13 protein-coding genes are annotated in these 15618 nt (G+C 45.7%); all 13 read right to left on the bottom strand.

Translation table 11 applies throughout. From position 1 onward, the window contains the following. Positions 1–267 precede the first annotated feature (267 nt). A complete protein-coding gene (tyrS, locus tag EML15_RS08595; protein ID WP_185967227.1) occupies positions 268–1557 on the bottom strand; it encodes a tyrosine--tRNA ligase in 1290 nt (429 codons plus the stop codon). Positions 1558–1586: 29 nt separating this feature from the next. Continuing rightward, positions 1587–1766, bottom strand: coding sequence for a Trm112 family protein (locus EML15_RS08590; RefSeq protein WP_144274926.1), 180 nt, complete (start codon positions 1764–1766; stop codon positions 1587–1589). 38 nt (positions 1767–1804) lie between these two features. Next, on the bottom strand, positions 1805–3238 hold the full coding sequence (gene argH, locus EML15_RS08585) for an argininosuccinate lyase (RefSeq protein ID WP_144274924.1): 1434 nt from the start codon (positions 3236–3238) through the stop codon (positions 1805–1807). 61 nt (positions 3239–3299) lie between these two features. Next, a complete protein-coding gene (locus EML15_RS08580) occupies positions 3300–4502 on the bottom strand; it encodes an argininosuccinate synthase (RefSeq protein WP_144274922.1) in 1203 nt (400 codons plus the stop codon). 53 nt (positions 4503–4555) lie between these two features. After that, the gene (locus EML15_RS08575) at positions 4556–5080 is read right to left on the bottom strand and encodes an arginine repressor (protein ID WP_144274920.1); all 525 of its coding nucleotides are present in this window, start codon (positions 5078–5080) and stop codon (positions 4556–4558) included. A 225-nt stretch (positions 5081–5305) separates the two neighbouring features. Then, a complete protein-coding gene (argF, locus tag EML15_RS08570) occupies positions 5306–6271 on the bottom strand; it encodes an ornithine carbamoyltransferase (RefSeq protein WP_144274918.1) in 966 nt (321 codons plus the stop codon). Positions 6272–6320: 49 nt separating this feature from the next. Continuing rightward, entirely contained in the window at positions 6321–7562 is a 1242-nt protein-coding gene (locus EML15_RS08565; RefSeq protein ID WP_144274916.1) for an acetylornithine transaminase, read from the bottom strand. A gap of 52 nt (positions 7563–7614) precedes the next feature. Next, on the bottom strand, positions 7615–8556 hold the full coding sequence (gene argB / locus EML15_RS08560; RefSeq protein WP_144274914.1) for an acetylglutamate kinase: 942 nt from the start codon (positions 8554–8556) through the stop codon (positions 7615–7617). An 84-nt stretch (positions 8557–8640) separates the two neighbouring features. Beyond that, entirely contained in the window at positions 8641–9819 is a 1179-nt protein-coding gene (gene argJ, locus EML15_RS08555) for a bifunctional glutamate N-acetyltransferase/amino-acid acetyltransferase ArgJ (RefSeq protein WP_144274912.1), read from the bottom strand. Between the two features lie 36 nt (positions 9820–9855). Then, on the bottom strand, positions 9856–10917 hold the full coding sequence (argC, locus tag EML15_RS08550) for an N-acetyl-gamma-glutamyl-phosphate reductase (RefSeq protein ID WP_144274910.1): 1062 nt from the start codon (positions 10915–10917) through the stop codon (positions 9856–9858). A gap of 71 nt (positions 10918–10988) precedes the next feature. After that, positions 10989–13514: a phenylalanine--tRNA ligase subunit beta gene (gene pheT / locus EML15_RS08545; protein ID WP_144274908.1), complete on the bottom strand. Its 2526-nt coding sequence runs from the start codon at positions 13512–13514 to the stop codon at positions 10989–10991. An 84-nt stretch (positions 13515–13598) separates the two neighbouring features. Further along, on the bottom strand, positions 13599–14654 hold the full coding sequence (gene pheS, locus EML15_RS08540) for a phenylalanine--tRNA ligase subunit alpha (RefSeq protein ID WP_144274906.1): 1056 nt from the start codon (positions 14652–14654) through the stop codon (positions 13599–13601). A 98-nt stretch (positions 14655–14752) separates the two neighbouring features. Further along, entirely contained in the window at positions 14753–15574 is an 822-nt protein-coding gene (locus EML15_RS08535; RefSeq protein ID WP_144274904.1) for an RNA methyltransferase, read from the bottom strand. Positions 15575–15618: the final 44 nt, after the last annotated feature.

The raw sequence follows: 15618 nt of genomic DNA, 5'->3' as shown, positions 1-15618 counted from the left end.
AGAGCATCCCATCGACGAGACAAAAACACTCCCCACAAAAAAACAAATGTTAATCAACCATCAAAAAATGATCACTATCAGTACACTATCGAGTTCTCAAACAACACCCACCACCAAACACCAACCCCCAACAAAGAAGCCAGCACTCAACAGCAGCGAAAATAAACAATACAAACAACACCCCACCACTGTCAAACACACAGCACACAACAGGTTTTTAGAAAAAGAAATCGGAGCAATATACTTGCTCCGATAACGAATTAGGGTCTATGAAAAGTGAATACCAGCAAAATTCTTCTTCCCTTTGCGCAACACTAACCATGCATCATGCAATAAATCCACTGACTCAGGTTGCCAGTTCTCATCGCTAATCCGCTGATTATTAACATAGGCGCCACCTTCTTTGATTGTTCGTCGCGCAGCTCCCTTAGAATCAACTAGACCACTTTCTACTAACAAATCAATAATTGTATAGCCATTGTCTAGTGATAATTCAGCAACTTTTGTTTCATGCAAGGCTCCGGAAAGTGTTTCCTCATCAAGATCAGCTAATTCTGCGCGTCCGAATAAGGCAGAAGCAGCTAACTCAACAGCATGGGTGGCAGTTTCACCATGCACTAGATTAGTCATTTCTTGCGCTAGTCGTCGTTGAGCTTCACGCAAATGCGGACGCTCCTGCACAGCAACTTCATACTCGGCAATTTCTTCTTGAGTCAGGAAAGTAAACCAACGCAGATAATCCAAAACAACTGAATCACCCGCATTAAGGAAATACTGATACCACGCATACGGGCTAGTTAATTGATCGTCAAGCCATAGTTTTCCGCCACCAGTAGACTTACCAAACTTATTTCCCTGCGCGTCAGTAACCAAAGGCACTGTTATTCCATGCACCTTTGCACTATCAACACGACGATTCAGATCAACACCAGAGACAATATTTCCCCATTGATCCCCGCCTCCTACTTGCAGAACGCAATCATACTGACGACGTAACTGCACGAAATCATTAGCTTGCAGCAGCATATAGGAGAACTCGGTGTAAGAGATGCCGTCACTTTCCAAACGGCGCTTCACAGTATCGCGATCAAGCATGGTATTAAGTGAAAAGTTTTTTCCAACATCACGCAAAAATTCAATTACTGACATACCAGAAGTCCAGTCAGCATTATTGACCATGCGTGCTTTATGTGCTGTTGCACCAGTCTCACCACCATCAAAATCAACGAAACGTCGAAGTTGCTTTTTGATGGACTCCAAATTCTGGGCAACTTTTTCTTCGGTAAGCATCACACGCTCACCTACATCACGTGGATCGCCGATCATGCCAGTAGCCCCACCAGCCAACATAATAGGGCGATGCCCATATTGCTGGAATCGGCGCATGATGAGCATAGGAACTAGATGTCCAGCGTGCAAAGAATCACCTGTCGGATCAAATCCACAGTATAACGTAATTGGTTTTTCACACTCTTGGCGCAATGCCTCTATATCGGTTGAGTCGTTAATCAAACCGCGCCACTGCAGCTCATCAATAATATTATCAGGCATAGAAATCCTTTTACTTACATCAGTATGTTTGTGAATTATGAATTTTTATTCCAGTCAAAGGCTTTCTCGGCAAGAAGCACTGGAATATCATCTTCGATTCGATATGCCTTCCCTAAGCGTTCATTGAGAAGAACATTATCTTCTGGAATATACGTCAGATCACCTTTGTCAATAGGACATACAAGAATATCCATAAGCTCAGCAGAAATAGCCATGTGTTCCACCCTACTCTAGAAGACCAAAGACAGGTGCGCTAATCGCGTACACCATGCTCAGCCCACTCTTTGTACTGTGCATTAAGTTCATTCACGCGTACACGCTGTTCATCCACACAGGGCTGCGCAGTGCCACCACGCGTACTACGGGCAGCAACTGCACCTTCTACAGTAAGCACTTCTCGAACAGCTGGATGAAGTCGCTCATCGACGCTAGCGAGTTCTTCATCGGTTAATTCATCTAATTCGACACCACGTTGCTCAGCGATACGCACGCAAGCTCCCGATGCCTCATGTGCTTCTCGGAATGGTACTCCCTGACGCACCATCCACTCTGCCAAATCGGTAGCCAAGGTATATCCTGCTGGTGCTAACTCCAACATACGATCTGGATGGAATACCAGAGTAGATACCAACCCAGTCATTGCTGGCAGTAACAGCTTAAGCTGAGTAACTGAATCCACAATAGGCTCTTTATCTTCTTGCAAATCACGATTATATGCCAATGGCATCGCTTTCAACGTAGCCATAAGACCAGATAAATTGCCAATAAGGCGTCCAGTTTTTCCACGCGCCAATTCTGCAACATCCGGATTCTTTTTCTGCGGCATAATAGAGGATCCCGTAGACCAGGAATCATGCAAAGTTATATACCCAAACTCTGGTGTGGACCATGCAATGATCTCCTCGGCAAGCCGTGACATATCAACCGCAATTTGAGCCAAGACATATGCAGTTTCAGCTGCAAAATCACGCGAACTTGTGGCGTCGAGAGAATTATCGGCTGCACTATCAAAACCAAGTTCAGCTGCAATCGCCTCTGGATCTAACTGCAGCGATGAACCCGCTAATGCACCTGATCCATAAGGACTGACTGCCAAGCGCTTATCGAGATCTTGCAATCGCTCGATATCTCTCAACAATGGATGTGCATGAGCTAAGAGCGCATGAGCTAAAAGCACTGGTTGAGCTGCTTGAAAATGTGTCTTCCCTGGCATAATAACACCAGGGTGCTGAGCCGCTTGTGCAGATAATGCATCTACTAACTCACTAACATCTAATGCCAATGCGCGGATTGCATCACGCACCCACATACGAAATAGTGTGGCAACTTGATCATTTCGGGAACGTCCAGCTCTTAATCGACCTCCCACTTCAGCACCGACTATATCAATCAAGCCACGCTCCATTGCCCCATGCACATCCTCATCAGTAGGCAATGGTGCAAAACTACCATCTGCGACAGCTTTTCCAAGCTCATCAAGTCCAGACAGCATGGTATCGAGGTCAGCATCACTCAAAAGTCCAGCCTTATGCAAAACCTTTGCATGAGCCTTCGACGCCAACACATCATAAGGAGCCAATACCCAGTCAAAATGTGTAGACACACTCAAGGCAAACATTGCGTCGCTTGGTCCGCCTGAAAAACGACCGCCCCATAATGCACCTTGATTTGTGCCATGCTTTTCCACTGCTATCAAGCTCCTTAATTCATCCTCAACGCTTAGTTTTCCAGCGCTATTCTAGCAAGATTTATTCAGCTGATTTGCGATCACGGCTGTTAGCGATCTTAGATGATAAACCATGCAATTCGACGAAACCTTTAGCCAAGGTCTGGTCGAAAGTGTCGCCGGTATCATATGTTGCCAAGTTGAAGTCGTAAAGCGATGAAGCTGATCGACGACCATTGACCACACATTTTCCAGCATGAAGCACCATACGAATATCACCGGTAACGTGCTGTTGAGTAGACTCAATAAACGCATCAAGTGAGCGTTTTAGCGGTCCATACCATAAACCGTCATAGACTTCTTCAGACCAACGCGCGTCAATGCCGCGCTTATAACGAGCAAGCTCACGCTCAACAGTCACATCTTCAAGTGCTTCATGAGCAGTGATTAAGGCAATCGCCCCTGGCGCCTCATATACTTCGCGAGACTTAATACCAACTAAACGGTCCTCAACCATATCAAGACGACCAACGCCTTGCGCACCTGCGCGGCGGTTAAGCTCTTCAATTGCTTCAAGCACAGTCACTGGACGACCGTCGATTGCAACTGGAACACCAGATTGGAAAGAAATGATGACCTCATCAGGTGCATTTCCTAATGCAGGATCCTCGGTATATGCGTAGAGGTCTTTCGTTGGTGGATTCCACAAATCTTCTAGGAATCCTGTTTCCACAGCACGACCCCATACATTCTGATCAATAGAGAAAGGAGACTTTTTGGATTGCTCAATTGGTAGATTAATCTCTTCTGCAAACGCAATAGCTTTATCGCGCGTCCAAGCATAGTCACGTGCTGGAGCGATAATCTCCAAATCGGGAGCAAGGCTACGGAAACCAACCTCGAAACGCACTTGGTCATTACCTTTACCAGTGCAGCCATGAGATACGTGCGTACCACCATGTTCTTGAGCTGCCTGCACCAGGTGTTTCACAATCAATGGACGTGAAATTGCAGATACCAGTGGATATTGCTTCATATACACACCATTGGCTTTGATCGTCGGTAAGCAATAATCTTCTGCAAATTCATCTTTAGCATCGATCACGATGGACTCTACGGCTCCACAGTCAAGGGCACGCTGGCGAACATTTTCCATGTCCTCCCCGCCTTGACCAAGATCAAGCGATACAGCAACCACTTCTCCCTGAGTCATCTTTGCCAAGTATGGGATTGCTACGGAGGTATCAAGGCCTCCTGAATATGCGAGCACTACACGATTTGTCATTGTTTCTCCTTAATTAATAAATTAATACTTAATTAGCACTTATTTAATGAACTCTATTGCTTCTTTGCGTCGACCGACTCTGTATCAGGCATCCGGTACTTTCGCTGACTAATGATTTCACTGAGCTCTTTGCCGGTCATAGGATCACGTGCCAAAACAAACACAGTATCATCACCTGCGATTGTTCCCACTACTTCTTCCATGCCAACTCGATCAATAAAACTGGCTAAAAACTGAGCAGCTCCCGGTGGAGTACGCAAAACTGCCATATTCGCAGAATAGTCCGTGGAAACCAAAAGATCTTCAAGCATTTTCCGCAATCGTTCCCAGGTACCACTCCCCGCATTTACTTGAGGATTTTCTAATTCACCTACAACATAAAACGAAGCACCATTATCAGGACGCACTTTTCGAGCACCAAGCTCGTCGAGATCACGCGATAGTGTTCCCTGAGTAATCTCTGCACCCTTTTCTTTTAACAAGTCAGATAATTGTTTCTGACTTGTCACCTGCTGCGTCTCCAAAAGATCCACAATCAATGCTTGACGCATTGTGCGTGTCATCTGCCCCATAGCCATTAATTAGTATCCTCAATTTGTAGCAATCATTTGGCATAAAGCCATGCATAATATGGAAATATCTGGCATAAGACCTCGGTTAAGCGAATGTCATCAAGCCGATAAGTATTCATATTATTAAAGAAATGGAATAAATACAACTTGCTTTCAAGGAACACACATCACCCTTTACATGGGCACGATGTCTAAAACACGCAGCAGAACCATGCGCAGAGAATGCACATATTATTGTGGCTGATTCTCAATCAACCATACCATTAAGGCCTTTTGCGCATGCAATCGATTATGTGCTTCTTGAATCACCACCGATTGTGGACCATCAATGACACTAGCAGTTACTTCACTACCTCGATAAGCCGGTAGACAATGCATAAAAATGGCATTCTCACCCGCCTGAGCCATAAGTTCATCGTTGACTTGATAAGGCAAAAAAGGCGTACGACGATCAATGCCATCATTTTCCATTCCCATTGAAACCCACGTGTCGGTAATCACAACATCTGCATCACGCACATGAGCTACATCATCAGTGACTAGCACATGAGCACCAGTAAGTTCAGCGCGCTGCCGTGCTCTATCGACAAAAGACTGCTGGGGTTGGAAACCAGCCGGTGCAATGACTGTGATATCCATACCTGCCGTCGCAAAGCCAATTAAATAAGAATTAGCCATATTATTATTGCCATCGCCAAGATAGACCGCCCGCTTATTTTTTAATCCTGCAACACCTTGCTCAGGACAGAGCTTTTCCACGCAGGTCACTAAGTCAGCAAGAATCTGACAAGGGTGCAAATCATCGGAAAGCCCATTAATGACTGGAACAGTTGCAGCTTCTGCCATATCAACTAAGTTTTGGTGAGCATAGGTACGCCACACAATCGCAGAAGTATAGCCAGACAAAATCGCACCAGTATCTTGTGCTGTCTCACCTTTTGTCAATTGAGTGGAACCAGGTTCAACCATGATTGCATTGCCACCCAATTCTGCGATTGCCGCGCCGAAAGAAAAACGAGTACGAGTCGAACTTTTATCAAAAAGCACCGCTACTGATTGTGGTCCCGCAAAAGTTTTCTTCTCATAAGGATTCTTTTTTAATTCCAAAGCAAGTTCAATAACTTGTGCTTGCTCTGCTGGACTAAGATCATCGTCAGCTAAGAAATGGCGTACTTGTGTACTTACTTGTTGTTCCATTTTGTTACTTTCCTGTTCTAAAACTACACATCCATATTTTTCTATATTTTCATGCTGCATGAACATCTGCTAATAAAGCCGCAAAACGTTCCAAAGCATCATCAATCTCTGCCGTACTGATGATTAATGGCGGAGTAATCCGAATAACATCTGCACGAGGAGCGTTAAGTATCAACCCATACTGAGTAGCTTTTGCCACCAATTGATGCGCAGTTGCTTTTTCCAGCACAGTATTATCAAGCACAACACCAAGCATAAGTCCACGTCCACGCACATGTGCAACGCCTGCTAAAGCAGACAGCCCATCGATGAATCGCTGCCCTTTGGCAGCAACTTCAGCGCAAAAATCTTGATCTACTACGTCCAGAACTACATTCGCAGCTGCACACACCACTGGATTACCACCAAAAGTTGTTCCATGACTTCCCGGAGTAAGCAAACTAGCCGCCACACCAGTAGCAATAGTCGCACCAATAGGTAACCCACCGCCTAAGCCTTTAGCCAAGGTAACGACGTCAGGAGTCACATATTCATGTTGGAACGCAAAAAAATCGCCAGTTCTGCCGACGCCTGTCTGCACCTCATCAACGATGAATAAGATATTGTGCTCGTCGCATAGCTGCCGCACTTGTGTTAGAAAACCGTGAGGAGCAGGAATAACACCGGTTTCTCCTTGAATAGGCTCCAAAATAATGGCGGCAGTATCCGCAGGATTAAGCTCAACCAACTTTCGTAAGTATTCACTATCGCCATAAGGATAGAACTCCACCCCACCAGCCAAAGGCTCAAAAGGAGCACGTTTTGTTGGTTGCCCGGTAAGGGCTAATGAACCAAGAGTCCTTCCATGGAAACCATGATGAGCAGCAAGAACTCTTTTCTTTCCAGTGAGTCTAGCTATTTTTAGGGCTGCTTCATTGGCCTCTGCACCAGAATTACAAAAGAAAACCCGAGTTTCCTGCATAATCTTTTCATTTCCCGATGCGAAACGTTCAATAATTTTTTGTGCTGCCTGCACCACTGGAGCTGAAATGAAAAGATTAGAAACATGACCTAGAGTTCCCAATTGCGTATTAACTGCTTCAATAATCCCAGGATGTGCGTGTCCTAAAGCATTAACTGCAATTCCAGCAAGCAGGTCTATATGCTCACGACCTTGACTATCGCGCACCATGACACCCGAACCACCAACAAGTTCTCGCTCCGGAGTTCCATAGGTATTCATCAAGCTATCTGTCCATGCTTGTGAATAAGAATTCTGAGCAATAGCCTCGTGTGTAATGTGTTGATTCATTTTCATATTCCTTTGAGGTTTTATCCGTTATGCGACTAAATTACGAGCTACATTACGAGCGGAAAATAGTGGTGGCATGGAGCTTATCTTGATACTCATCAGGCAAGACCATTGTGCCGATTCCTCCAGTAGTAAGTAACTCAAGAACTACAGCGTGCTCTGTTCTCCCATCAATAACGTGTGCCGCCGAAACCCCCGCACTGACTGCTGATAAGCATGATTCCATTTTCGGGATCATGCCAGAATCCAGTGTAGGCAAAATGGCAGCAAGCTCGCTCACCGATATTTGCGATACCAAAGAACTCTTATCGGGCCAGTCAGTATATAACCCTTCCACATTGGTAAGAATGACTAAGCGTTCAGCGCCTATAGCACTAGCAAGGGCACCTGCTGCAGTATCCGCATTGATGTTATACACTTGCCCATCGTCGCCAGGCGCAATGGTAGAGACAACAGGGATACGTCCCGCTTCGATGATATCCATTAAGCTACTGGCATCCACGTGCGTGATATTGCCCACTAAACCAATGTCCGTTGGTTCTCCATCAACCTCGACTAAGCGCTTATGGGCTCGAAAAAGTCCAGCATCCTCACCAGATGTTCCCACTGCGTAGGGTCCATGAGAGTTAATGAGTCCGACTAAGTCTCTGCCCACTTGTCCAAACAACACCATGCGAACTACATCCATTACCTCTGGCGTTGTAACTCGAAACCCACCCTTAAACTCACCAACAAGCCCAAGTTTATCGAGCATGGCAGAAATCTGTGGTCCACCACCATGCACAACTACTGGTTTCGCCCCAATGGTACGCAGCAATACCATGTCTGCAGCAAAAGCAGCCTTAAGGCGTTCATCAACCATAGCGTTTCCGCCATACTTAACGACGACAATTTTATCGCGATAGTGCTGCAACCACGGCAAAGCCTCGGCAAGAACCGTTGCTCTTTGCGCTGCACTGAGTGAATGTGGTGCTGAGGCTACTGAATCTGTCATAATGTGTCCTTTCTTTGGAACACGTTGCACAAAAGAAATTAAAGCCAGTGTCGGTGACCTGTAAAAGCAATTAACGCAACAGCATTAAGTTGAATAAGCTGAATTGATTTCGACATACGCATGAGAAAGATCTGTCGTACGTACAAAAGCTTGCCCGCTGCCACCAGTGCCTAGATCAACTCGAACTGCAATATCGCTACCACTGAGATCGACGGTTCTTGCATCAGCGGTACCACATGAAGATAAACACACTGCGTGATCATTGAAGAAAACTGAGATATTATCTGGATCCATTTCAGCATCTGCCATACCAATTGCTGCTAGTACACGACCCCAATTGGGATCTGAACCAAACATTGCACACTTAAATAAGTTATCCCGACCAAGAGTACGTGCAGCATTAAGTGCTTGCTGGTCATCACGTGCACCAGTCACAGTAATCCTCACACGCTTTGTTACTCCCTCTGCATCAGCTTGTAGTTGATCAGCTATATTCGCACATACTTTTTCTAATGCCTGCTCAAACTCCGCGTCCGACGGACTAACGCCTGAAGCACCATTAGCCATAACTAATACAGTGTCATTTGTAGAGGTGGAACCATCAATATCAATGGTATTGAATGTTTTATCGCATGCTTTTGCTAAGCATTGCTGTAAAAAGTCTTTTTCCACATGAGCGTCTGTGGTAATACACACCAGCATCGTTGCCAAAGACGGAGCCATCATACCTACTCCCTTACCCATTGCAGCAATAGTCCACTGTCCCATATCCATAACAGCTTCTTTCGCAACTGTATCTGTGGTCATTATTGCTTCCGCAGCATCATGCCCGTTGCGATCAAGACGAGGAACCAACTCAGCAACGCCGTGCAGTAGTTTAGGCATTGGCAATGGCTCACCAATGAGTCCTGTAGAACAAATAGCAACATCAGTGGTATCCATTGCCAGTTGTTTTGCTACTTCCTCCACAATACCCGTGGCATCTTCGTCGCCTTGCTTTCCAGTACAGGCATTGGCGTTCCCTGAGTTATAGATAATTGCCTTGAGCTGGGCGTCGCCAAGCACTTTTTTTGTTATTTTTACTGGTGCAGCCACAATACGATTGCGGGTAAACACACCTGCTGCATGAAACTCAGGACCAGCATTAACCACTAACGCCATATCTTTGTTTCCAGATTCTTTGATACCAGCAGATATACCAGCTGCACGGAATCCTTGGGGAGTAGTTATTCCAGTATGGGCACTATGCTCTAAAAAAGTCACTGTTCTCGCCTTACTTTCTCTTATGTTATGGTGCTGTTATGGTGCGACGCCTACCAGCGGCAATCCTTGGGTTTCTTCCCAGCCAAGAGCGATATTCATGCACTGCACCGCAGCACCAGCTGTGCCCTTAGTGAGGTTATCAATAGCGCTCGTAACGAAAAGGGTATGGGCTTGTTCATTGACCGCCACTTGCACCTGGCATAGATTCGATCCGAGAACTGACTGAGTTTGCGGCTGCTGCCCTTCCGGTAGCAATTGCACGCATGGTTCATTAGCATAAATCTGCTCATATACAGCGCGAACTCGGGCACTGCAGTCAGAAATATGCTCTCCATCAAGCAGCTTCACCGGTGCCGTGGCAGTGCTGAGAATGCCTCGGGTAAGTGGCGCCAATACTGGAGTGAAAGATACTCTATGCTCAATTCCGCTTAGCTCATAAAGATTTTGCATAATCTCTGGAGTGTGTCGATGTGTTCCAGCGATGTTATACGCTTTTACTGAGCCCATGGTTTCTGCGCCCAGTAAAGCAACAGAGGCTTTTTTCCCGGCACCTGAAACCCCAGTCACTGAGACAATAGATACTTCTGGTTCAATCAATCCAGCTGTTACTGCTGGTAATAGAGCTAAAGTTGCTCCCGTGGGAAAACAACCTGGCACCGCTATTCGACGAGCACCCTGTAATTTTTCACGCATACCAGGCATTTCTGGGATGCCATAGGGCCAGCTACCAGAATGTTCGCTGCCATAGTATTTTTTCCATGCCGCTGCGTCTTTAAGTCGAAAATCAGCTGCACAATCAATGATGAGCACATGAGAATCAAGTTCTTGTGCAATTGCTGCAGAGTGTCCATGTGGCAACCCTAGAAAAACAACATCATGCTCGTTGAGTATCTCTGAAGTTGTTTCTTCAAGCACACGATCTGCAAGTTGGGAAAGCTGTGGTTGCGCTTGAACAAGCGGTATCCCAGCATTCGTTGCTGCTGTCAAGGCGCCAATCTCTAGTTGCCCTGATAAATAGGCAGGATGAGACAAAAGCAGGCGAAGAATCTCTCCGCCTGCATATCCGCTAGCGCCTGCGACTGCAATTTTTATGCTCATGCAGGAAGTATGCCACACCACACACTTTTATGCAAATGAATGAATAATATGCAATATGTGTTGGTTACATATCACGCACGCATTTCAGCCCCAAAACGCTGTGCTGCTAATTCAACCGCAGCCATTCTACGCTCCGAGCATTCGTCATCGGTTAGTGTCCGATCCGGAGCACGGAAAGTTAAGGAGAAAGCCAAAGATTTCTTTTCTGCTCCCAAACGTTCTGAACGATACACATCAAAAAGTTCCACCTTCTCCAGAAGATCCCCAGCTGCTTCACGAATCGTACGACGAACTTGTTCCGCAGGAACCTCCTCATCAACAACCAAAGCAAGATCTTGGTTAAGCGTCGGGAAAGCAGAAAGCACAGGCGCTGGCATAGGCTCGCTCAGCGGCATAGCACTCACATTCATCTCCATAGCGCATACACGCGCAGGCAGTCCTAAACGATCAAGCACCTGTGGATGCAATTCACCTGCATAACCAACAACTTCACCAGCAACCAATAATTGGGCACAGCGACCAGGATGCCAAGGTAAATAACCATTTTCATCAGTATTGGCAACCTCAAGTTCGACTCCTGCCGCACGAGCCACAATACGTGCTGATTCAATAGCATCTGCATATGTGTAGTCACGACCAGCTCCCCACACACCCTCAGCATCAATTTTTCCAGTAGCAATAGTAGCCACATGCAACGGCTGAATTGGTAGGGATTCCAATACCTGCGCTAATTCTGCCTCGCTTGGTCGATGCTGCACACTAGGCATCGGAGAAGACTCTTTATGCGCAAAAGCCACCTGCTGCATACCAAAAATGCTGACATCACTGTGACCACGAGCGATATTGCGACCTATAGTCTCACACAAAGACGGCAACAGCGTAGTACCCAGCACAGAATAATCTGTATCTAGTGGATTTTGTACCTTCACGACCTTACGACGTGGATCATCAGCCGCTAACTCCCAAATATCAAAAATATCGTTACGAATAAAAGGCGTAGGAATGACCTCCACATAACCGTTATACGCAAGACTGTGCCCTATAGCTCGTTTACGCTTTTGAGCAGGACTTAATCCACGACCAACTGGTGCTTGCGGCATAAGTGACGGAATATCCTCTAATCCTTCAAGGCGTAACACTTCCTCCACAAGATCCGCTTTTTCATTAAGATCAAGGCGCCATGTTGGTGGCGTTACCTCAAGTAATTCACCGTTTTGAGCGTCGCGACGAACATCGCAAGCAATTTCTTCAAGGCGCTGGATCACTGTCTCTGGGCGATAATCCACACCAGCAACAGTGCCAGGTCGCGTTATCTCCATAGAAATACTTGGGCGTGATTCTGCTGTTCCGTAAATACTACGAGCGCTGTCGACTGTGCCACCAGCAATATCAACTAATAAAGCACAAGCATAATCGAGAGCAATTTCTACTAATGCTGAATCTACCCCACGCTCAAAGCGCCTAGAGGCCTCCGAGCTTAACTTATGCCGACGAGAAGTGCGTGCCGTAGTAATCTGATCCCACGTAGCAGCCTCAAAGTACACATTGGTGGTATTTTCGGAAATCTCAGACAATAATCCGCCCATAACACCAGCGAGAGATTGAATACCTCGCTCATCGCAAATTACAACGTCTTCGCTATTTAACGTGCGTTCAACATGGTCGAGAGTCTCAAATTTCTCACCTTCGCGAGCAGTTCTGATCTCCAGCCCACCAACAATTTTATCGGCGTCGAAAGCATGTATCGGCTGCCCCAGCAACAACATGATGTAGTTTGTCACATCAGTTGCTGCATTAATTGGTCGCTGACCACTCAACATAAGTTCACGCTGCAACCAAAAAGGAGACTGTGCATTTGGATCAATACCACTAACTTTGCGCAAACCAAATCGACGTGCCTTAGTTGCTTCCGATACTGATATAGCAAGCAACTCCCCTTGCACAGCTGGTACTACAGATAGATCAATACCTGCGGTAGCTGAGTCGTAAGCTGGATCAGTATAAGCGAGGTTGAAAGCAGACGCTAGTTCTCTAGTCAAGCCACGAGCAGATAACGCATAGCCACGATCTGGAGTGATATTCACATCGAAAATAGTGTCATCAAGACCAAGGATTTCATATGCACTATCCCCTGGTACGCCATAAGAATCATCTAAAACAATAATTCCCGAATTCTGTTTATCCGCTAAACCTAATTCTGCTGCAGAACAAATCATTCCAGCAGAAATGTGATCATAAGTTTTCCGAGCACTAATCTCGAAATTGCCAGGTAGTACCGTGCCTGGCAAAGCAACGACAACCAAATCTCCTTCTTGAAAATTGCGTGCCCCGCACACAATAGGTTGTAAATCACCAGTGCCATTAGCATCAGCAACATTTACTTGACAAAATCTAATGGGTTTCTTGAAACCAGTAAGTTCTTCGATCTGCTCGACACGACCTAGAACTAATGGACCTGTGGTTTCTGGAATCGATGTATAGCCTTCCGTCTCAAAACCAACACGCACGTAACCTTTATCTAGTTCTGCAGAGCTAACTGACCAACCAGGATTGGCTTGGTTCAATAATTTGGTTACCCATTTTTGCGTGATAAGCACGATATTTTCTCCTTAAATATCAGAAATGTTAGTTTGCTTTTCGTCTAGCTATGCGTCGGCAAGCTATCAAGAATCAGTACACTTTTAGGCCCGAATACCAAAAGGCTGTGTGAAACGAATATCGCCCTCGACCATGTCACGCATATCGTTGAGTCCATTGCGGAATTGCAAAGTACGTTCCAATCCCATACCAAAAGCAAAACCAGAATATATTTCGGGGTCAATACCAGCTGCACGCAATACATTTGGGTTCACCATGCCGCAACCACCCCACTCAATCCAGCCAGCTCCGCCCTTTTTATTCTCAAACCACACGTCAACTTCTGCAGATGGCTCTGTGAAAGGGAAATAATTAGTACGCATACGAGTTTTCGTTTTCTCACCAAAAAGGCTTTTCGCCAAGTGATCCAAAGTACCACGCAAATGCGCTAGAGTAAGCCCCTTATCTACAGCCAGCCCTTCTATCTGATGGAACACAGGAGTATGCGTAGCATCTAATTCATCAGTACGGAAAACACGACCAGGACATACAACATAGATAGGTAATTGACGAGAAAGCATAGTGCGCATCTGTACCGGTGACGTATGCGTACGCAATACTTGCTTGGAGCCAGGCTCTGATACATGGAAAGTATCTTGCAAAGTACGTGCTGGATGATCCGGAATAAAATTCAAGGAATCGAAATTAAAGTATTCTGCCTCTACTTCCGGCCCCTCAGCAACTTCGTAGCCCATAGCAAGGAAAATATCAGCGATATTTTCACTCAACGTGGTAATCGGATGAAGTGCACCAACACTGCGTCGGGTAGTCGGCTCAGTAACATCAACACGCTCTGCTTTAAGCACTTCTGCATTGCGCTTTTGCTCTAAAATTATTTTTGCTTCGGCATATTTTTTCTCAATTTTACCGCGAGCGATATTTACGATACGACCCGCTTCTTTACGCAATTCCTTCTCAATGCTTCCCAATGCTTTACGTGCAGAAGGAATAGGTGCATGATCACCAAGATGTGCTTTGCGAGCCTCTAATAACTCTTCTAAATTACGAGCTTCCTCAAATGCTGCTATTGCGCTATCTGCAGCAGCATTCAGGCTTTCCTCAGTTAGTTCAATGGGTGAGTTATCAGCAATATCAGACACTTAATGACTCTTTCTTGTCTTTACTTTATTCTTTCGATCTTTAGCTATTCTAGCGTGCACAAAGACATTGTCTATCTTATATACACTTACCTACACAATCAGACTCGACGCTGAGATGCTTGGACTTTTGCAGTTTCATAAACACAAATAGCGGCAGCGGTAGCAAGATTAAGCGATTCGGCACGGCCGCGAATAGGAATGCGAACTCGATAATCTGCTTGTGCAAGTAACTCTGGGTGCAGACCATGTGCTTCATTTCCGAAAAGCCATGCCGTCGGCTGTGCCAACAATTCATCTGCCTCATCCAGGCTAACTTCACCGGTAGCCGACGTAGCTATTATCTGCATATTTTTTGCTCTGACTTGTTCTAGCACTTCCGCAACATCAGGATTCTTGGCCACAGGTATATGGAAAAAAGAACCTGCAGATGAACGAACCACTTTGGAGGCTTGAGGGTCAACACAATTTCCAGCAAAAATAACTGAATCCGCCCCCATTGCATCTGAGATACGCACCAGTGTTCCAGCATTTCCTGGATCATTTGTTTCCACCGGAATACTTACTATCCTTGGCGTATGCCCTAGTGCCTTTCGACTAGACCACAACACCGTTTTGCACACAGCAAAAATACCCGTTGGTGCAGTTGTATCAGCTAAGTATTTAGCTGCTTTCTCAGATATAGGATGAACATAAATCCCCAAATGTCCTGCTGTCTCTATAATTTCGCTAAAACGTTGCGCAGCTTGTTGTGTAACAAAGATATCTGTTGCTGCAGCAGTAGCGACGGCAGCATCAACTGAATTCTCCCCCTCGACAATAAATTGCTTCAGCTTACGACGTGTAGCAGATCGATGCAGCTTAGCTGCATGAACAATGCGTGGTGTTTTTTCAGTAAAAGGTTGGCTGAAATCTATCAACATAAAAATCCTAGAACATGGCGCATAATACTTTGGACGAATCACTA

The organism is Corynebacterium sp. sy017 (assembly GCF_017918135.1).
GTDB lineage: Bacteria > Actinomycetota > Actinomycetes > Mycobacteriales > Mycobacteriaceae > Corynebacterium.
The sequence above is the reverse complement of the archived record's forward strand: the minus strand, read 5'-3'. Positions and strand labels throughout refer to the sequence as shown.